At 56.7% G+C, this 19,563-nt stretch carries 17 protein-coding genes, 1 tRNA gene and 1 rRNA gene; 8 read left to right on the top strand and 11 right to left on the bottom strand.

What is annotated here, in order from left to right; translation table 11 throughout:
- Positions 1 to 97: 97 nt before the first annotated feature.
- The 5 genes from ccoP to LCM31_RS07300 all read right to left on the bottom strand — a co-directional run bounded on the left by ccoP (position 98) and on the right by LCM31_RS07300 (position 4,695).
- Entirely contained in the window at positions 98 to 1,006 is a 909-nt protein-coding gene (gene ccoP / locus LCM31_RS07320; RefSeq protein ID WP_224868740.1) for a cytochrome-c oxidase, cbb3-type subunit III, read from the bottom strand.
- A complete protein-coding gene (locus tag LCM31_RS07315) occupies positions 1,003 to 1,227 on the bottom strand; it encodes a cbb3-type cytochrome oxidase subunit 3 (protein ID WP_224868738.1) in 225 nt (74 codons plus the stop codon). Before LCM31_RS07315 ends, ccoP begins: the two co-directional genes overlap by 4 nt.
- A 12-nt stretch (positions 1,228 to 1,239) precedes the next feature.
- The gene (gene ccoO, locus LCM31_RS07310; protein ID WP_224868736.1) at positions 1,240 to 1,857 is read right to left on the bottom strand and encodes a cytochrome-c oxidase, cbb3-type subunit II; all 618 of its coding nucleotides are present in this window, start codon (positions 1,855 to 1,857) and stop codon (positions 1,240 to 1,242) included.
- 12 nt (positions 1,858 to 1,869) lie between these two features.
- A complete protein-coding gene (ccoN, locus tag LCM31_RS07305) occupies positions 1,870 to 3,330 on the bottom strand; it encodes a cytochrome-c oxidase, cbb3-type subunit I (RefSeq protein ID WP_224868733.1) in 1,461 nt (486 codons plus the stop codon).
- 144 nt (positions 3,331 to 3,474) lie between these two features.
- Positions 3,475 to 4,695: an argininosuccinate synthase gene (locus LCM31_RS07300; protein ID WP_224868731.1), complete on the bottom strand. Its 1,221-nt coding sequence runs from the start codon at positions 4,693 to 4,695 to the stop codon at positions 3,475 to 3,477.
- A gap of 369 nt (positions 4,696 to 5,064) precedes the next feature.
- On the opposite strand from LCM31_RS07300, the gene pyrC reads away from it, so the two are divergent.
- From pyrC to LCM31_RS07275, 5 genes are all read left to right on the top strand, one after another.
- Positions 5,065 to 6,102 carry a dihydroorotase gene (gene pyrC / locus LCM31_RS07295; RefSeq protein WP_224868729.1) on the top strand — a complete coding sequence of 346 codons (1,038 nt, stop codon included), beginning with the start codon at positions 5,065 to 5,067 and terminating at the stop codon, positions 6,100 to 6,102.
- A gap of 50 nt (positions 6,103 to 6,152) precedes the next feature.
- Positions 6,153 to 6,854 carry a ribonuclease T gene (gene rnt / locus LCM31_RS07290; protein WP_224868727.1) on the top strand — a complete coding sequence of 234 codons (702 nt, stop codon included), beginning with the start codon at positions 6,153 to 6,155 and terminating at the stop codon, positions 6,852 to 6,854.
- Between the two features lie 105 nt (positions 6,855 to 6,959).
- Positions 6,960 to 7,898 carry an extracellular catalytic domain type 1 short-chain-length polyhydroxyalkanoate depolymerase gene (locus LCM31_RS07285; RefSeq protein WP_224868725.1) on the top strand — a complete coding sequence of 313 codons (939 nt, stop codon included), beginning with the start codon at positions 6,960 to 6,962 and terminating at the stop codon, positions 7,896 to 7,898.
- 176 nt (positions 7,899 to 8,074) lie between these two features.
- Positions 8,075 to 10,132, top strand: coding sequence for an extracellular catalytic domain type 1 short-chain-length polyhydroxyalkanoate depolymerase (locus LCM31_RS07280; protein ID WP_224868723.1), 2,058 nt, complete (start codon positions 8,075 to 8,077; stop codon positions 10,130 to 10,132).
- A 194-nt stretch (positions 10,133 to 10,326) separates the two neighbouring features.
- Complete coding sequence (locus LCM31_RS07275) at positions 10,327 to 10,524, top strand: hypothetical protein (protein ID WP_222232955.1); 198 nt, start codon at positions 10,327 to 10,329, stop codon at positions 10,522 to 10,524.
- 135 nt (positions 10,525 to 10,659) lie between these two features.
- On the opposite strand, the gene LCM31_RS07270 is transcribed toward LCM31_RS07275, so the two are convergent.
- The 5 genes from LCM31_RS07270 to queA form a co-directional block, all read right to left on the bottom strand.
- Positions 10,660 to 11,343 carry an OmpW/AlkL family protein gene (locus tag LCM31_RS07270; RefSeq protein ID WP_224868721.1) on the bottom strand — a complete coding sequence of 228 codons (684 nt, stop codon included), beginning with the start codon at positions 11,341 to 11,343 and terminating at the stop codon, positions 10,660 to 10,662.
- 206 nt (positions 11,344 to 11,549) lie between these two features.
- Positions 11,550 to 12,554, bottom strand: a complete 1,005-nt coding sequence (secF, locus tag LCM31_RS07265) for a protein translocase subunit SecF (protein ID WP_224868719.1) — start codon at positions 12,552 to 12,554, stop codon at positions 11,550 to 11,552.
- 10 nt (positions 12,555 to 12,564) lie between these two features.
- Positions 12,565 to 14,433, bottom strand: coding sequence for a protein translocase subunit SecD (secD, locus tag LCM31_RS07260; RefSeq protein ID WP_222232953.1), 1,869 nt, complete (start codon positions 14,431 to 14,433; stop codon positions 12,565 to 12,567).
- 160 nt (positions 14,434 to 14,593) lie between these two features.
- Positions 14,594 to 15,709 carry a tRNA guanosine(34) transglycosylase Tgt gene (gene tgt / locus LCM31_RS07255; RefSeq protein ID WP_318247443.1) on the bottom strand — a complete coding sequence of 372 codons (1,116 nt, stop codon included), beginning with the start codon at positions 15,707 to 15,709 and terminating at the stop codon, positions 14,594 to 14,596.
- A 64-nt stretch (positions 15,710 to 15,773) separates the two neighbouring features.
- Positions 15,774 to 16,841, bottom strand: a complete 1,068-nt coding sequence (gene queA, locus LCM31_RS07250; RefSeq protein WP_224868715.1) for a tRNA preQ1(34) S-adenosylmethionine ribosyltransferase-isomerase QueA — start codon at positions 16,839 to 16,841, stop codon at positions 15,774 to 15,776.
- A gap of 140 nt (positions 16,842 to 16,981) precedes the next feature.
- Between queA and LCM31_RS07245 the strand changes: the two genes are divergently transcribed.
- The 3 genes from LCM31_RS07245 (at position 16,982) to LCM31_RS07235 (ending at position 19,191) form a co-directional block, all read left to right on the top strand.
- Positions 16,982 to 17,068, top strand: a tRNA-Leu gene (locus LCM31_RS07245).
- Between the two features lie 349 nt (positions 17,069 to 17,417).
- A complete protein-coding gene (locus LCM31_RS07240; protein WP_224868714.1) occupies positions 17,418 to 17,885 on the top strand; it encodes a hypothetical protein in 468 nt (155 codons plus the stop codon).
- Between the two features lie 130 nt (positions 17,886 to 18,015).
- On the top strand, positions 18,016 to 19,191 hold the full coding sequence (locus LCM31_RS07235; RefSeq protein ID WP_224868712.1) for a carbohydrate porin: 1,176 nt from the start codon (positions 18,016 to 18,018) through the stop codon (positions 19,189 to 19,191).
- Between the two features lie 252 nt (positions 19,192 to 19,443).
- Here the strand turns inward: LCM31_RS07235 and rrf are convergent.
- A 5S ribosomal RNA gene (gene rrf / locus LCM31_RS07230) occupies positions 19,444 to 19,559 on the bottom strand.
- Between the last annotated feature and the right edge of the window lie 4 nt (positions 19,560 to 19,563).

Genomic DNA, 19,563 nt, shown 5'->3' with positions numbered 1-19,563 from the left:
CAATGAGGCTTGTTCTTCTTCCCTGCGGTGCCCTTCCCTCAGGCGAAGGCGGCGATCACTCGCCGCCCGCCCATTCAATAAGCTCTAGCAAACAAGCTTACTGCTGTACGTCTTCCTGACGTGACAGGCTGTAAACGTAAGCTGCAACCAGACGGATCTTGTCTTCACGCAACTTGTCTTTCTGAGACGGCATGTTGTTGCTACGGCCACCGCGCACAGAGTGCTGAATCTCTTCGCGAGTACCGCCGTACAGCCAGATGTCGTCGGTCAGGTTCGGCGCACCCAGAGCCTGGTTGCCTTTGCCGTCTGCACCGTGACACGCCATACATACCGTGCCAAATACCTGTGCACCCTGCTCCGCCAGCGCCGCATCGTGCTCCTGACCACTCAGGGACAGAACATATTCAGCCACTTGCTTCACGCCGTCACCACCGATAATCGGCTCCTGCGGCGGCATCATGCCCTGGCGGCCATTGTGCAAGGTCTCGAGGATTTTTTCCGGAGAGCCACCGTACAGCCAGTCGTTATCGGTCAGGTCTGGGAAGCCGTAGTTACCACCACCATCAGCGCCATGACACACGGCACAGTTGTTGGCAAAAATACGCGCACCCATTTTCAGTGCATCGCGGTTTTCCGCGATCTGCTCGATCGGCATTTCTGCATACTTACCGTAGGTTTCCTTGAACTCCGCCTGAGCCTTGGCCTGATCCGCTTTCAGTGCACCCACGGAAGTCCAGCCGCCGATACCCTTGAAGTTACCCATACCCGGATAAATCACCAGGTACGCAGCAGAAAAAACCAGGGTGATGACAAACAGCAAGAACCACCACTTGGGCAGCGGGTTGTCATACTCTTCGATGCCGTCGTACACGTGGCCAGTCGTTTTATTTTCTGGATCGTCCTGGTCACTCACCGCCACTTTGCGGTTTGCAAAAAGAACCCAAGTTACCAATGCAAGATTGGCGAGGGTGAGCACAATTACCCAAACACTCCAAAATGTACTCATTTGTCCTGCCCCTGTTCCTGTTTCTCACCGACCTTTTTTTCGGTCGTGCTATCGCTCTCGCGAGCGCCCTTATCTAGAGTTTCCTGCTCGTCGGCAAACGGCAGCTTGGCGTCTTCCTCAAAACGTTTTTTACGCTTTGGCGAAAAAGCCCACCAGCAAACTCCGAGGAATGCCAGCGATCCGAGAACCACACCAATTTGCCGCAGAATATCGATATCCACCGAGCACCTCGCTTAACGCTTTTGCTGTACCAGAGTACCCAGCTGCTGCAGGTAGGCTACCAGCGCGTCGATTTCTGTTACGCGGCCACCAACAAAAGGCTTGCTGGCATTGGCAATATCTTCATCGGTGTAAGGAACACCGACGATGCGCATCGCGCGCATTTTTGCCGCAGTGTGTTCACCGGTCACGATATTGTCGAACAGCCAGGGGTAAGCCGGCATGATGGATTCCGGCACCACATTGCGCGGGTCGTACATGTGCGCACGGTGCCACTCATCGGAATAGCGACCACCAACGCGCGCCAGGTCCGGGCCAGTACGCTTGGAGCCCCACAGGAATGGGTGCTCGTATACGGACTCTTGCGCCATGGAGTAATGACCATAGCGCTCCACTTCCGCACGCAGAGGACGAATCATCTGCGTGTGGCATACGTGGCAACCCTCGCGAATGTAGATATCGCGACCTTCCAGCTCAATGGGACCCAGCGGTTTCAGGCCCGCGATCGGCTCGTTGTTTTCTTTGATAAAGAACTGAGGAACGATTTCAACCAGCGCGCCAAAGCTAATCGCAATGACGGTAAACAAAATCATCCAACCGATGTTTTTTTCTACGATGTCATGATTCTTCACGATTCAATCCCCTTAAACACTCTTTGCCACAGGCAGACTTTCATCGCGACCAACCTCGCCTTCTTTCGGCTCATCGGTAACGGTACGGAAGACGTTGTACGCCATCAGCAACATGCCAGAGGTAAAGATCGCACCGCCCAACCAGCGAACGATGTAGCCCGGCTTACTGGCGATCACACTTTCGACGAAGCTATAGGTCAGGGTGCCGTCGGCGTTAAATGCACGCCACATCAGGCCCTGAGTAATTCCGTTCACCCACATGGCGGCGATGTACAGTACGGTGCCGATGGTCGCCAGCCAGAAGTGCGCATTAACCAGCTTCACACTGAACATTTCCTTGCGGTTCCACAGAATCGGAACCAGATGGTAAATGGCACCGATAGAAATCATCGCTACCCAACCCAAGGCCCCGGAGTGCACGTGGCCAACGGTCCAGTCGGTGTTGTGGGACAGCGCGTTAACGGTCTTGATGGACATCATCGGGCCTTCGAAGGTAGACATACCGTAGAAGGACAGAGAAACAACCAGGAAGCGCAAGGTCGGATCGGTGCGCAGCTTATGCCATGCGCCAGACAGGGTCATGATGCCGTTGATCATGCCACCCCAGGACGGCGCCAGCAGGATGATGGACATGACCATCGCCAGGCTCTGGGTCCAGTCAGGCAGTGCAGAGTAGTGCAGGTGGTGGCCACCCGCCCATACATAAATAGAGATCAGCGCCCAGAAGTGCACGATGGACAGCTGGTAGGAATATACCGGACGGCCCGCCTGCTTGGGCACGAAGTAATACATGATGCCCAGAAATGCTGCCGTCAGGAAGAAGCCCACTGCATTGTGTCCGTACCACCACTGGATCATGGCATCGGTAGTACCCGCGTAGGCAGAGTAGGACTTCCAGGTACTTACCGGAATGGCAATGCTATTAACGATATGCAGAACGGCAACAGTAATAATGAAGGCGCCGAAGAACCAGTTCGCCACATAAATGTGGGAGGTGTTGCGCTTAACGATGGTGCCGAAGAATACCAGGCCGTAGGCAACCCAGATCAGCGCAATCAGGATATCGATCGGCCATTCCAGCTCGGCATATTCTTTGGCAGAAGTGATACCCAGTGGCAGGGTAATCGCCGCAGCGACAATAACAGCCTGCCAACCCCAGAAGGTGAACGGGATCAACCAGCCACCCCACAGGCGGGTTTGACAGGTACGTTGCACCACATAGTAGGAAGTGGCAAACAACACGCTACCACCGAACGCGAAAATAACCGCGTTGGTATGCAGCGGGCGCAGTCGGCCAAAGTTCGTGAATGGCTGCCAAAGGTCATTCAGCGCAGGCCACGCCAGCTGAGCGGCGATCAATACGCCGACACCCATTCCAACAATGCCCCAGACCACCGACATAATGGTGAACTGGCGCACAATGTTGTAGTCATAGTCCGGCAACTTGCCGGCCTCTGCCACCGTTGTCGTCATTGTGTAACTTCCGTTGCTTTTTGAAATTCGCTTCCGTCAAACGTGCAGGGTTCGCCAGTTAAAGTCGTGGCTGTTCCCTTCACGTTAGACCGAGTAGGCACAGGGAAGACGATTTATACGCTGTAATCGCCCTTCCCAACTGATTTAGATCAAGTCACGACCTTTACCTGCGGCAATTCGCAGGCGCAGGGCATTCAATTTGATGAAGCCTTCGGCATCTTTCTGATCGTAGGCGCCGGCATCATCTTCAAAGGTCGCGATACGCTCATCGAACAGGCTGTCGGACGAGCGACGACCAACCGCAGTCACGCTGCCCTTATACAGTTTCAGGCGCACCTCGCCGTTAACCACAGACTGGGACTCATCGATTGCCGCCTGGAGCATGCGACGCTCCGGGGACCACCAGTAACCGTTGTAGATCAGCTTCGCGTAGCGCGGCATCAGCTCATCTTTCAGGTGCGCTACTTCGCGGTCCAGGGTGATGGACTCGATGGCGCGGTGCGCTTTCAGCAAGATGGTGCCGCCAGGGGTTTCGTAACAGCCGCGGGACTTCATACCCACGTAGCGGTTTTCCACGATATCCAGACGGCCAATACCGTTGGCGCCACCCAGCTTGTTCAGGGTTTCCAGCAGGGTCGCCGGGCTCATGCGCTCGCCATCGATGGCAACCGGATCGCCGTTTTCGAACTGCAGCGTAATATAGGTAGCCTTGTCCGGGGCCGCTTCCGGGCTGACGCTCCAGCGCCACATATCTTCTTCGGCTTCGGCCCACGGCTCTTCCAGTACACCGCCCTCGTAGGAGATGTGCAGCAGATTGGCGTCCATGGAGTACGGGGACTTTTTCTTCTTGCCGGAAAAATCCACCGGGATCTTGTGCTGCGCGCAGTATTCCATGAGCTTTTCGCGGGAGTTCAGGTCCCACTCGCGCCATGGCGCGATCACCTGGATGCCAGGCTTCAGTGCATAAGCACCCAGCTCGAAGCGCACCTGGTCATTACCCTTACCGGTCGCACCGTGGGAAATGGCATCCGCGCCAGTTTCATTGGCGATCTCGATCAGGCGCTTGGCAATCAGCGGGCGCGCAATGGAGGTGCCCAGCAGGTACTCACCTTCATAGATGGTGTTGGCGCGGAACATCGGGAATACAAAATCGCGCACAAACTCTTCGCGCAGATCATCGATGTAGATCTCTTTGACGCCCAGGGCTTCCGCTTTGGCGCGCGCGGGCTCTACTTCCTCACCCTGACCGATGTCGGCGGTAAAGGTGACGACCTCACATCCATAGGTATCTTGCAGCCAGCGCACGATCACCGAAGTGTCGAGACCACCGGAATACGCCAATACCACCTTGTCGATCTTGCTCATTACTATCCTCTGTACAGTAAGCCCTCAGTCCCGGGCGATGATCCGGACACAACTGCTAACCACAAACGTGAAGCACCCCAGGAGAATGCGATCACCTGCGGGAAATCTCGTTCTGGGAGGGATTATTTTTGGAAGTGTGCCCAGTCGTCGCGGAGAGGCCGCGTTTTTTCGGGGCGGGATTGTAGCGCCTAGAAGGCCCTACGGCCAGCACCATACGGGGCGTCCGCAAATAGTGATTATTGGCAGGCGGAATACGCTGATCACTTTACACCCAAACTGTGCACCGAAGAGGCATTTGCCACAGTTTTCGCAATTTTTTGGCGCTTCGGGTAGCATCGGCGCCGCGTTCAATCCGGGAGGAGATATTCGGTGGATTCCAAACAGCAAATTACCCTGCGAGCACCTGACGACTGGCACATCCATTTGCGCGATGGCGATGCCCTGACCCGCACCGTTGGTGACGCCGCAGACCAGTTCCGCCGTGCGATCATCATGCCAAACCTGGTGCCCCCAGTGGTGAATGCGGATGACGCGCTGGCCTATAAGGCACGCATTGAAGCGGCGGTTCCCGCTGGCAACCCATTCACCCCGCTGATGGTGATCTACCTGACCGACAACACAACTGCGGAAGTGGTCAAGCAGGCCCACGCCGCAGGTGTGGTTGCCGCCAAGCTCTACCCGGCCGGCGCCACCACCAACTCCGACTCCGGCGTTACCGATATCGCCAACATCTACCCGGCGCTGGAAGCCTTGCAGGAATGCGGCATGAAGCTGCTGCTGCACGGAGAGGTCACGACTGCGGATATCGATATCTTCGACCGCGAGCGCGTGTTCATCGAGAATATTCTGGGGCCGGTTGTTGACGACTTCCCTACCCTGAAGATCGTGCTCGAGCACATCACCACGTCGCACGCCGTCGAGTTTGTCGCCCAGGCCCGCGAGGGCATTGCCGCGACCATTACCGCGCATCACTTGCTGTACAATCGCAATCACATGCTGGTAGGCGGCATCCGCCCACATTATTACTGCCTGCCCATTCTCAAGCGCAACGCACACCAGATGGCGCTGATTGAGGCGGCCACCAGTGGCAGTCCCAAGTTTTTTCTGGGCACAGATTCCGCCCCACATATCCAGGGCAAGAAGGAAAGCTCCTGCGGCTGTGCCGGTTGTTACACCGCATTCAGCGCCATTGAACTCTACGCCGAAGCCTTCGAACGCGCCGGCAAGCTCGACAAACTGGAAGGCTTTGCCAGCGAATTCGGCCCGGACTTCTACGGCCTGCCGCGCAACTCCGATACCATTACCTTGGTACGTGAGCCGTGGACCCTGCCCTCTGGCCTGCAAATGGGTGACGACGCACTGATCCCGCTGGCCGCTGGCGAAACCTTGAATTGGCGCCGGGCTTGATCCCGGTTGCCGCCCGCTAATTTGTGATTGATTAAGACTTCAGGATTCCCGTGACACCAGCAGAAACGCCCTCCGGCCCCAAAAGCCTCCTGGCACAACGATTCCGGGGATTCCTTCCGATCGTCCTGGATCTGGAAACGGCGGGCTTCAACGCCCGCACCGATGCCCTGCTGGAAGTTTCTGCGGTCATCCTGAATATGGATGAATCTGGCACCCTGTTTGCGGAAGAGACCCACAGCTTCCATATCGAGCCCTTTGAAGGGGCCAATATCGAACAGTCCGCACTGGACTTTATCGGTGTGGACCTGGATTCGCCGGACCGCGACGCCTGGCCCGAGGAAATCGCCCTGCCCGAGCTGTTCCGGCATATCCGTCGCGCCATCAAGGCACACAGCTGCACCCGTGCGATCATGGTTGCGCACAATGCCCACTTTGATCTTGGGTTTATCAATGCCGCCGTGGCGCGCTGTGGTCTGAAGCGCAACCCATTTCACCCCTTCTCCTGCCTGGATACCGCTACCCTGGCCGGGCTTGCCTATGGCCAAACCGTGTTAGCCAAGGCCTGTCAGACCGCCGGAATCCCCTTCGACAACAGCAGCGCCCACTCCGCGGAATACGATGCGGAGAAAACCGCTGAGCTTTTCTGTGGCATCGTTAATCGCTGGCGCGACCTGGGCGGCTGGCCGCTGGCCGATGCGCCCGTCGACGGTGACGAAGACACCGGTGAAGAAGGCAACGCAGCCGACACCTGAGCAACCCCCTCCGGAGGCTCAGCACACCTCATACCTTAGTCGTATGTCGCCGCGAAAATCCCGCCGCTAGGCTGGAGCGCTAACAACGAGATCAGGGTGTGCACGATGAACATTTCCTCCCTCCGCAAGTATCTGGCAGCCCCGCTCGGGCTGTCCCTGCTTCTAAGCAGCAACGCAACCGCCGGCAGCTGGCAAAAAGATGTGGCGATTGGCGGATTCGAAAACGTACATGTCTACACCCCCGAAGACACTTCGCCCATCGGCAATGGCCGCGCCTTGCTGGTGCTATTGCACGGGTGCGTACAGCCCATCGACAATTACCTGAGTGCCAACCTGGAGCGCGCCGCCGATGAATTCGGATTGGTGATCGCCCTGCCCGACGCGGCAAACAAGGCCGGCTTTAGCTGCTGGTCCTACTGGCAGGGCGAGCGCTCCCGCACCGCGGGGGACTACAAGAACCTGATCGAGCTGGCCACAACCTTGAGCAGTGACGGTGAGCATGGCATCGACCCCAATCAGGTATACATTGCCGGCGTCTCCTCCGGCGCTGTTTTTGCCAACACCACCGCCTGTCTCGCACCTGATGTATTCGCCGGCATGGGCATCAGTGCCGGCCCCAGTATTGGCAGCAGCCCCAAGGGCGCTCTGGGTTTCTGTGAGGCGGCCGATGTGGCAAATCGCTGCGCCACCTATGCGGGAGAATTCAAAAACCATTTCACCACCCAGATCACTTCCGTGGCACACGGCACCGAAGACGTCACCGTGGATCACTGCTACAACGCCCAAAACGCGGAAGGCATGGCAGATGTTTACGGGGTGAAAAAGATCGAGGGAACCAACACCTACACAGAGGGCGAACGCACCGCGAGCGAAACCCTGTGGGAAGGCGGACGCGTGTCCATGGTCTGGCTGAACGATGTGGGACACGCCTGGGCGGGCGGCGAAGGCGCGGAGGGCCGCTTCATCAGCGCGGATGGTGTGAGCTATGCGCGTTATCTGGGCAAGTATTTTTCGGAAAACAACCGGCGCGTTCAGCCAGAATAACTAACTACCGGCGGGGCGCTTTCTGCGCCCCGGTCTTTCGCGCCGCCACTCTCTTCATCCCCTGCCCGCTCACCGAAGCAAAACCAGCTGCCAACCAATACCTAGGTCGCATATGCACTGTTATGGGGCCCCGCTAGTCTCGTATCGCTTCCTATAAAAATATAAGGGTGAAAGCGATGACAATAACAAAAGAGAGAAAACTCCTGGGCGCGAGCCTGGGCCTGTCCATACTGTTGGGCGCCAGTTCGGTCGAAGCTGGAAGCTGGCAGCAGAACGTCGCCATCGGCGGCTTTAATCGAGTCCACATCTATACCCCCGATTCTGTATCTCCCATCGGCAACGGCAAATCCCTGCTGGTGGTACTGCACGGCTGCACCCAATCTATTGATGCCTACCTGACCGCCAACCTCGAAGACGCCGCAGAAGAATACGGCATGGTGGTTGCCGTTCCCGACGCAGTATATAAAGCCGGTTTCAGCTGCTGGTCTTACTGGGAAGGTATCCGCTCCCGCACCGCAGGTGACTATGCCAACCTGATCAATCTGGCCAACACCATGACCGGCGATGCCGGGCGCAACATTGACCCCGACCAGGTGTATATCGCGGGCCTGTCATCCGGTGCCGCGTTTGCCAACACCACCGCGTGTATCGCCCCGGACATCTTCGCCGGCATGGGCATTAGCGCCGGACCAAGTATCGGCACCAGTTCCAATGGCGCCATCGGCAGCTGTGAAATCGCCGACGTCACCAGTCGCTGTAACTCCTACGCCGGCAGTTACAGCAGCCACTTCGACACCCAGATTGCCTCCATCGCCCACGGCACCAACGACACCACCGTGGACGATTGCTACAACCGGCAAAACGCCGAAGGCATGGCCGGCGTGTATGGCGTAAACGAATTATCCGGCACCAACACTTACACCGATGACGCACGCACCGCTGCGGAAACCCTTTGGGAAGACGCACGAGTATCCATGCTGTGGTTGAACGGAGTGGACCACGCCTGGTCCGGCGGCCAGGGCGCCAGCGGTAGCTATGTAAACGGCAATGGCATCAACTACGGTCGCTACCTCGGCCAGTACTTCGCCGAAAACAACCAGCGCGTTGACCGCAACAGCGGCCCCGAGATCACCAGCCTGTCAGCAACCGAAGCATCAGGCCTGCTGACGATCACCGGCAACGCGCTCGATGCCGAAGGCAGCGTGGCGAGTGTCGACATTGCGGTGAGCAATATCGACAGCGGCACACCGGACCTGGTCGAAACGCTGAATACACTGGCTTCTCCGGCCGACGGCTACTTCAACGCAACCTCGTCGCCTCTCGCAGATGGCTTGTATCAGATAGAGGTCACGGCCACCGACAACGAAGGCGCGCAGGGAGATACGGCCAGTGTTACCAGTCGCGTTGGCCCGGAGCCGCCGGCGACAGCACCAGAGCTGAGTGACATTGCAGCCACTGTCAGTGGCCAGTGCGCCACCGTTACCGGCTCGGTGGTGGATGCGAACCAGAACCTGCAAGACGTGGCGGTGGCCTTTGCCAGTGGCACAGTCTCTGCAGATATTGACGGTAGTCGTTTCTCCGCCGAGGGCTGCGATCTTCCCGGTGGCGAAAACAATGTGGTGATTACAGCCTCTGATACCACTGACCTGTCGGGCCAGAGTAGCGTGCGCTTTGATATCGATGCCGGCCAGACCGGCGATTACAATTTCCACATTAACGAGGGACATATTACCTGGGGCGAAGGCTACTCCGCCTGCTACCTCGCCTTCGGCACCGCGCCGTTCACCATGCGCGAAACCGCGGCGGGGGAACAGTGCCGCTGGGTAGCGGATGGCGATAGCAGTTGTGCCGGCCCGTTGCAGGCCTGCTCTAGCGGCGGCAGTGACGGCGGGGACAGTGGTGGCGGTGACGGCAATCAAACGCCCGTCGACAGTGACAATGATGGCGTCGCAGACACTGCGGACAATTGTCCGAGCGTCGCCAACGCCGGTCAGCAAGACAGTGATGGCGATGGTATCGGCGATGCCTGTGACAGCACGCCCGGCGGCGAGCAGGCATGTACCGAGTACACCGCCAGTAACTACAGCCATGTGACGGCGGGACGCGCAACCACCAGCTTTGGCTACACCTATGCACTCGGCTCTGGCGACAACCTCGGCCTGTACAACACCTTTGTCACCACCACCTTGGCTGAAACCGGACCGGACTATTACGAACAGGGCAACTGCCCCTGAGCAATAGCTAAGTAGTCTCAAGTAACTGAGAAAAAGGCCTGAGAAATCAGGCCTTTATCGTTTCTAGGCCAGCAATTGCTGTAGCAGACTTAGCCGCTTCGTACACCATTTAAACAGACGGGCGTACTGGCGGGTGATTTTTTGCACAAAATGCGGTATAATCTGCTGTTCATGCATAAAAAGTGGAAAGAATAGTGGCTAAAAAAGCATCTAGCGCTAACAAACGCAGTAAGGAAACTGTTTCTACAGAGTCGCGCGAAGCCATCGAAGCCCAGGTACAGGCCTTCCTGGCCAATGGCGGCCAAATTGAGCAAGTACCCAAGGGTGTGAGCGGCCAAACCAATACCTCAGGTCCCAAGCACATCACTCTGGGCAAAAAGCCACGCAGCTAATCCTACCGCTCGCCTTTACTATTCAGAAGACCGCCAGCGATTTCTCGTCAGGCCAGCTCCCTCAGGAGCTGGCTGATCTAAGGCTCTTCTCTCGAGTTTCTTTAAGTTTCTTCCGCATGTTTCCGACGGCCCGGTTTAGAAGCGGTACCCCAATCCCGCCATGGTTACCAGCGGGTCCAGTTCAACATCCGCGGTAATTTTACCGACACCGGGCACCTCAACAGTGGCCTTGGTGTCGATGTCCACCCACAAAACCGCCACATTAAACAGCCAGCGCTGATCCGCACCAAACGCAAAGTCAACACCCGCTTCCAGTGCGACACCTGTGGAGTTTTCTAGAGAGAGGTCGGCTCCGTCCGTCGCACCCAGAGTCGCGAACACACTGTTTGCCTGGGAGCTAATCGCTTCCTCAAAGAACACGGTGTAATTCAAACCCGCGCCGACATACGGCTGCACTTTGGAGGATGGCGCCAATGGATAATACTGCAACAACACGGTCGGCGGCAGATGGCGGGTCTCGCCCAAGTCAAAGCTTTCCCCCAAACCGGTGACCTGCAAATCATGGCTAAATGGACTTGCCGCAACCAATTCAACTCCCCAGTGATCCCGCCACATGTAGGTCGCGGTGATACCCAACGCGGAGCCGTCCTCCACCCCCGCAGCCGTTCCTTCTAACGCGGTCCCAGATAATGCGAGCGCCGATGAGCTGACATCCGGGCTAACCGTGGCCGCGCCCGCACGCAGCAACACGCTACCGGATTCATAGGCAAATACAGGAGCAGAAAGTAAGAGGGTGGCCGCAGCGGCGATTAACTTCATGAGTTTCTCCAGAGTCCCAAATTAATTATTTCGATCCAGCGAGCCCGCTCAGCTCAGTGGACGGGCACAGATTAACTGCGGCGGCTGGCTGACTGATTGATTCACATCAATCACATGAGATCGGTCCAGCACGAAATCGCAGGCACAAAAAAGGCGGGTTGTACCCGCCTTTTTTGATCTGATTTTTGTCTGCCGTTTTCGATGAATTACGGCATTTCGTCCAGATCCGCACCCTCTTTCACCGGCGGCATCAGGTCTTCCTTGCTGATGTTCATCGCCATCAAGGTATTCGCGGCAACGTACACAGAAGAGAAGGTACCGATAATCACACCGACAATCAGTGCCAGGGAGAAGTTGTGGATCAACTCACCACCGAAGAACTGCAGAGCCCAGAGCACCAGCAAAGTGGTGAAGGACGTCATAAAGGTACGGCTTAGCGTCTGGCTCATGGAGATATTAATTACCTCGGCAGGCTCCGCCTGACGCACCTTGCGGAAGTTCTCACGTATGCGGTCATACACCACGATGGTGTCGTTAATCGAGTAACCGATCACCGCCAGCACCGCCGCCAGCACGGTTAAGTCAAAGTCGAGCTGCAGGATCGCGAAGAAGCCAAGCACAATAATCACGTCGTGGATCAAGGCAACCACCGCACCAATGGCGAACTTGTACTGAAAGCGCAGGGCCACGTACGCCATCACCACTGCCAACGCGAACAGCATGCCCAGACCACCATCGTCGCGCAGCTCTTCACCGATTTTCGGCCCCACCATTTCCACACGGCGCAGGTCGACGCGGCCATCACTACCCTGGCGCAGCACGCCAACAACCTTGTCGCCAATGGAGTTGGTTGCTTCTGCATCACGGGCGTTCTGTTGCGTCTGTTTCTGTGCAACTTCCGGTGGCAGCTTGATCAGCAGCTCACTGTCGGAGCCAAAGCGCACCACCTCGGCACCTTCATAGCCGGCTTGCTGCAGCTGGCTACGCACGTCGGCAATCTGCGGGGCATTCTGATAACCCACTTCAATCTGGGTACCACCGGTAAAGTCCAGACCGAGCTTCAGGCCATTCATCGCCAGTGCAATCACCGATGCGATCACCAGGACAAAAGACATGGCTGCGGCGACTTTGCGCCAGCGCATGAAGTCGTACACGCGCTTGCCCATGTACTCGGTGATTTTTCCGTTCTCTTCTTTGGTATTACTGCTCATCACCGTCCCCTTAAATCCACAATTTCTGAACACGGCGGCCGCCGTAGAACAGGTTGATCAACGCGCGGGTACCCATGATGGCACTGAACATGGAAGTCAGAATACCGATCGACAGGGTTACCGCGAAGCCCTGAACCGGCCCGGAGCCAATGGCGTACAGGATGACCGCAACAATCAGGGTGGTGAGGTTGGCGTCGACAATGGCGCTGTAGGCATTGTCGAAGCCCGCATTAATGGCCGACTGTGGCGGCAGGCCATTACGCAACTCCTCCCGTATCCTCGAGAAGATCAACACGTTGGCATCCACCGCCATACCGATGGTCAGTACCATACCCGCGATACCCGGCAGGGTCAGGGTGGCGCCCAGAATCGACATCACCGCGACCAGCAGGATCAGGTTGGTTGCCAGGGCGATATTCGCTGCCAGGCCAAATACCCGGTAGAAGATCAGCATACACAGCACCACCGCCGCCAGGCCGATTTGCACCGAGGTCACGCCGACCTTGATGTTATCCGCACCCAGAGACGGGCCAATTACGCGCTCTTCAACAAAGTACATGGGGGCAGCGAGTGCACCGGAACGCAGCAGCAGTGCCAGCTCCTGCGCTTCCGCAGGGCTTCCGAGACCAGTGGTACGGAACTGACGGCCCAGCGGGCTCTGTACGGTAGCGAGACTGATGATCTTCTTGTCATCGGTACGCACCTGAACGGTGACTTCATTGCCTTCGGCGTCGACTTGCGTCTCCGGGGTAAAGCGGCTCTCCACGAACAGCGTACCCATCCGGCGGCCAACGTTTTTCCAGGTAGCGCGGTGCATCAACTCACCGCCGCGAGAATCCAGGGTGATGTTCACCTGCGGGAAGCCACTCTCATCGTAACCAACCCGTGCATCGGTAACGCGCTCACCGGAAATAATAAGTTTGCGCTCGAGCCAGGCACCACCGTAGGCCGCGCGCTCCTGCTCGTTACGGAATTCGAAATACTCTTTATTGGTGACCAGGGCATCCTGGCGCGCTTCCATACGGTATTCCAGGTTGGCGGTCTTACCGATGATACGCTTGGCTTCCGCGGTGTCCTGAACACCTGGCAGCTCTACCACGATACGGTTACGTCCCTGACGCTGTACGATCGGCTCCGCCACACCCAGCTCGTTTACACGATTGCGCAGGGTGGTGAGGTTCTGGGTAACCGCATAGTCTTCGAGTTGCTTGATCTCCTGGTCGGCCAGGGTCGCACGGATCTCGAGATTGCTGCCGCCGCCGGCTTCGGTCAGCTGCAGGGTGGGAAACTCACTGCGCAGGGTACGCATACCCAGGGTGCGCAACTCATCACTGCGGAAACGGGCCACAATTTCGCGATCGTTTTCCAACTCCACGCTGCGGTAGCGCGCTTTGGCCGCACGCAGCTTGGACTTCACATCGGAAACATAGCCTTCCATATTGGTTTTAACGATGGAGTTGGTATCCACTTCCATCAGGAAGTGCACACCACCGGCCAGGTCGAGACCCAGCTTCATCGGGCTCGCACCCAGCTTGCTCAACCACTCAGGGGTGGTGGGCGCCAGGTTTAGGGCCACCACGTAATCGCTGTGACCGAGCGCCTCTTGAATAGCACGCTTGGCTGGCAACTGCTCTTCGATAGATTTCAGACGAAGCAGTACAGACTTGTCCTGCACCTCGCCGCCAAAATACGCGATTCCCGCGTCATCCAAGGCTTTCTGGGCTTCACTGAGTACATTCTGATCAATTTTCAGGGCGCTGGACTGACCGGAGATCTGTACGGCCGGATCCGGGCGATACAGATTCGGGGACGCGTACAGCAGCCCCAATCCGACGATGATCAGAATCAGGATATATTTCCAGAGGGGGAAGCGATTCATGCTGTTCTCATTGTTGGAATGGCCCGTTGTCGGGCACGTTTTTTTGGTAACTAACGATATGCGGCCCCCGCGCCCAAATACAAGGCACGAGCGCTACCGTACAGAATTGCGAGCTGATTATACGGGGATCATCAGGTGGCACAAATTGCCGCCCGGTAATTTAGTCCAGCGGAGGCACCGGACGCCCCAATCCGGCATAGAAAGACGTCACATACTCCTCGAGGGTACCGGCGGCAATGGCATCCCGTAACCGCTGCATCAGGCGCTGATAGTGCCGCAGGTTGTGGATCGTATTCAGCTGGGAGCCGAGAATCTCACCACATTTGTCCAGGTGGTGCAGGTAGCTGCGGGAGAAGTTCTCACAGGTGTAGCAATCGCATCCTTCCTCGAGTGGTCCAGTATCGTGACGGTGTTTGGCATTGCGTATCTTGACCACACCCTCGAAGGTGAACAGGTGTCCATTACGGGCATTGCGTGTGGGCATCACGCAATCAAACATATCCACACCCCGGCGCACGCCCTCCACCAGATCTTCCGGTTTACCCACACCCATCAGATAACGCGGCTTGTCCGCCGGCATCTTATGCGCGAGATGGTCGAGGACCTTGATCATCTCCTCTTTTGGCTCACCTACGGAGAGTCCGCCAATGGCGTAGCCATCAAAGCCAATGTCGGTAAGCCCCGCAAGGGACACATCACGCAACTCGGGATACATGCCACCCTGCACGATGCCAAACAGCGCCGACGGGTTATCCCCATGGGCGTCCTTTGAGCGCTTGGCCCAGCGCAGGGACAGCTCCATGGACTTGCGTGCTTCGTCCGGCGTCGCCGGGTATGGGGTGCACTCGTCAAAGATCATCACCACGTCGGAGCCCAGGTCCTTCTGTACCTGCATCGACTCCTCCGGCCCAACAAACACCGGGCTGCCATCTACCGGCGACTTGAAAGACACCCCCTCCTCGCTGATCTTGCGCATCTTGCCAAGGCTGAACACCTGAAAGCCGCCGGAATCGGTGAGGATCGGCCCCTTCCACTGCATAAACTCATGCAGGGTGCCGTGGGCCTTGATCACCTCGGTACCCGGGCGCAGCATCAGATGGAAGGTGTTGCCGAGAATGATGTGTGCACCAATCTCCTCGACATCTCGCGGCAGCATCCCCTTTACGGTGCCGTAGGTTCCAACAGGCATAAATGCCGGGGTTTCCACCGTGCCACGAGGAAAATGCAGCCGCCCCCGACGGGCTTTGCCGTCGGTGGTATCCAGCTCAAACTTCATAAAACATTCGCGGCTCAAGGCATCCTCCTCATCCAAAACTACTTGATTCAAACTCTGTGCGAACTCAGTCGTCCGCGTGCCCAGCGCCCACCTCAGCGGGATCGACTGCCGGGTTGCGTTCAATCAGCATCGCGTCGCCATAACTGAAGAAACGATACTCTTCGGCAACCGCCTGTCGGTAGGCATTCATCGCGTTGTTGTAACCGGCAAACGCACTCACCAGCATCAACAGGGTCGATTCCGGCAAATGAAAATTGGTGATCAAGCGATCCACCACGCGGAAGTCATAGCCGGGATAAATGAAGATCTCGGTCTCGCCCTGAGTCGGCTTGAGCTGGCCGCTGGCCGCAGCACTTTCCAGCGCGCGCACACTCGTCGTACCAACGGCAATTACCTTGCCTCCACGAGCACGGCAGGCTTTCACCGCATCACACACCTCAGCAGACACATCTAATATTTCACTGTGCATCTTGTGCGTGTTGATATCATCCACTCGCACCGGCTGGAAGGTGCCGGCGCCCACATGCAGGGTAACGAATGCAGTATCCACACCCTTGTCCCGCAACGACTGAATCATCTCGTCATCAAAATGCAGACCAGCGGTCGGCGCTGCTACTGCACCCGCGTTACGACTGTATACCGTCTGGTAGCGCTCTTTATCCGTCTCCGTATCTTCACGGTCGATATACGGCGGCAAAGGCATATGTCCCTGGCGTTCAAGTACGGGGAGCACCCCTTCGGCGGGAAACTCCAATTCGAAGAGCGTGTCGTGGCGTGCAACCATCGAGAGACGGGCGCCGTCCTCGAGGAAAATTTCACTGCCAGGCTTGGGCGATTTACTGGAGCGGATATGTGCCAGTGCACGATGCTCGTCGAGCACGCGCTCGATGAGAATCTCAAGCTTGCCGCCACTCGCCTTCTGCCCAAAAAGGCGTGCCGGAATCACGCGGGTGTCGTTGAATACCAGCAAATCCCCGGGCGCAATCAGGTCCGGTAACTCCGCAAATTGGCGGTGCCCCAGAGCGCCGGTTGTGCCATCCAGACACAAAAGGCGACTGCCGCGGCGCTCCGCAGTGGGCGCTTTCGCGATCAGCGATTCGGGCAAATCAAAATAAAAGTCCTGGCGTTGCATCACTTCAGTCTAGGCATTAATCAATCGGCCGCGAAGAGTAACGGAAACCACTTCCACAGCCAAATTTGGTTGACCATCCACAACTCATCGCTATAATCATCGTCCTTTCCTGACCGACCTTTATGGCGGTTAGAGGAACTGCCAGAGTGGTGAAATTGGTAGACACAGGGGATTCAAAATCCCCCGCCCTTAAAAGCGTGCCGGTTCGAGTCCGGCCTCTGGTACCAAACAAAGAAGCCCTGATTGCGCGAGCAGTCAGGGCTTTTTTGTTTGGTACTAACTATTTGCTACAAGGGGTCGCAAGAACCGGCGCTCGGTTCGACCAACTGCGCCAGCAGTTGGGACGCCGCCAGGCGCCCGCAGGGGCACATCGGCGTAGCCGATGTGATCAGTCCGGCCTCGGGCAGATGGCACAAGGTTCTTTGACGCCCTCAGCCCTCAGCCCTCAGCCCTCAGCCCTCAGCCCTCAGCCCTCAGCCCTCAGCCCTCAGCCCTCAGCCCTCAGCCCTCAGCATAAATTCACCGTATTCCAACACCCAAATCGGTGACATCGGTGCGAAAGACCTCTACAAGCCGGTGGAGATCGGATACAAGCAATGCCCCAAGACAAAAAAAGCAGCTTATTCGAAACTCACCCTGTGGCACAACGACGGTACTAAGGACGATCAGCCAATCAACGCAAGCACCGGACGCGAGGACCATGGCGTAATGGTAAAGCTGGAGCAGGAACTGGACCAACATGGCGTAAAAATTGCAGTCGTCCGCTGGGGTAAGACCTGGAGACAGGCCGCGATCTCCTTCCTAGTCTATAATCCCAGCGGTCCACTGCGAATACAAAATGACCTCTGTGGGGCAACGATCAACTGGGTCGAGTCGGTAGTCCCGACTGCGCAAGAAGAAGTGAACTTCGAGATTTTCTATCGTTTTCCATCATTTGTGGGGCTCGATACGACGGTGAGTCTCCAGCACATCGAAAATCCGGCATTCAGGGACGAGTTCAGTGACGCACAGGCATTTAGCATTCGGATACGCTCCGTCTTCTGAGGGCAAGAACTCCGAAACTCACCGCTTTTGTCCCGGGCCCCTATCGAACAGCTATGCAGACACGAACGCAAAAGCGACATCTCCCTATACCCACCTCGTACTAATCACCGCCTTATGCACAGCCGGGCCAATGGCATCTGCGTCGGAAGCAGGCTCAGGCTGGCATCACGGCGCACCATTCAAATATACAGAAGGCATGCTCGGCGATGACCGCGCTTGCTGGCACGACTGCGGTGTTGACCTCCACTTTTCAACAATTGTTATTGGACAGAAAATTATCGATGGTGGAACCGAGCGTAAAGGTGTGATCAGTGCCTCCTACGATGCCCAGCTCTACCTCGATACTGAAAAGCTTGGCTGGTGGAAAAACGGTTATGCGTTACTCAGACTAGAGGGGAAAACCAACGACGACGGTGTAAATCTTTTTACCGGCGCCCTCGTACCGGTAAATTTCGATGCAGCCGTTCCTGTGCCGGAAGGCAAAGACTTGGAAGCAACCGAGTGGTGGTATTCCCATGTATTTCTGCAGGGTAAGCTGGAGCTACTGGGCGGCATGTGGGACATAGGCCGATTCTACGATTTATCGCCATTCTCCGGCCCCTATCATTTCCGCTTTCTCAATGCACACATGTTCTTTAATTCGACCCTTCTCCCCTGGGCGCCCTATAACCGTCTGGGCGCCCTGGCCCTGGCCAAACCAAATGACTGCCTGACGATTACCACCGGTGTGGCTGATCCCGGTAGTAGCGCAATTGAGGTCGATTGGTTTGAAGACGGGGATTGGGATCTACTCCAGGAATGGCGAGCGATCGTACAACCCTTTGACAAAGACCATCCGACGCAATTAGGAGTCGGCGCGGCATATCGTAAAAAAAATCAACCACTGCTGGAAAACCCGGGACAAACCAGAAGTTCTGACTGGACACTTTGGGGTAACTTCAATCAATGGCTATATAAGGATCCCGACAACCCAACGCGGTCAATCGGCCTATTTGCCCGGGTTGGCCACACAGATGGAAAAATCAACAACATAAAGAATCACTATTCGCTAGGTGTCACCTTCGAGGGAATCGCTCGGACCCGGCAGTACGACGTATTCGGCATCGCCGGATGGTATAACAAGTTTTCCAAAGACTCGTTTATTGCCCAGAAAGGTAATAGCTCTGGTATCGAACTCTTTTACAACTTTCGAGTTACCCCCTGGCTACAAATCACCCCAGACCTACAGTACCTCATTGGCCCCGCTCTCGATCCGGACGTCAATGAGACCTTTGTCGTCGGAACCCGGTTTCTGTTCTTGCTTTAACCAGATATTGGCAGTGAACGGCACGTTGAAATTGAAGTGGCTCCGAAATGCAGGCTTTGGTTCCCCTGAAGTGACCAGCCCACACTCTCCTCTCGCAATGTTCGCAACCAAGTATTTGTGGGTTTGATCAACAAAAAAAGGGCCTCTCGACTGGGTGGCCGTCTCTTTGCTGCGAGGTAGTAAACAGTAATTCACCGTATCCTAAATAAAAAAAGGGCCACCCAAATGGGTGGCCCTTTCTTTTATTTATAAGCCTGACGATGACCTACTCTCACATGGGGAATCCCCACACTACCATCGGCGATGTTGCGTTTCACTTCTGAGTTCGGCAAGGGATCAGGTGGTTCCACAACTCTATGGTCGTCAGGCAAA

It is taken from the genome of Microbulbifer agarilyticus (assembly GCF_020171345.1).
Taxonomy (GTDB): Bacteria; Pseudomonadota; Gammaproteobacteria; order Pseudomonadales; family Cellvibrionaceae; genus Microbulbifer; species Microbulbifer agarilyticus_D.
The sequence above is the reverse complement of the archived record's forward strand: the minus strand, read 5'-3'. Positions and strand labels throughout refer to the sequence as shown.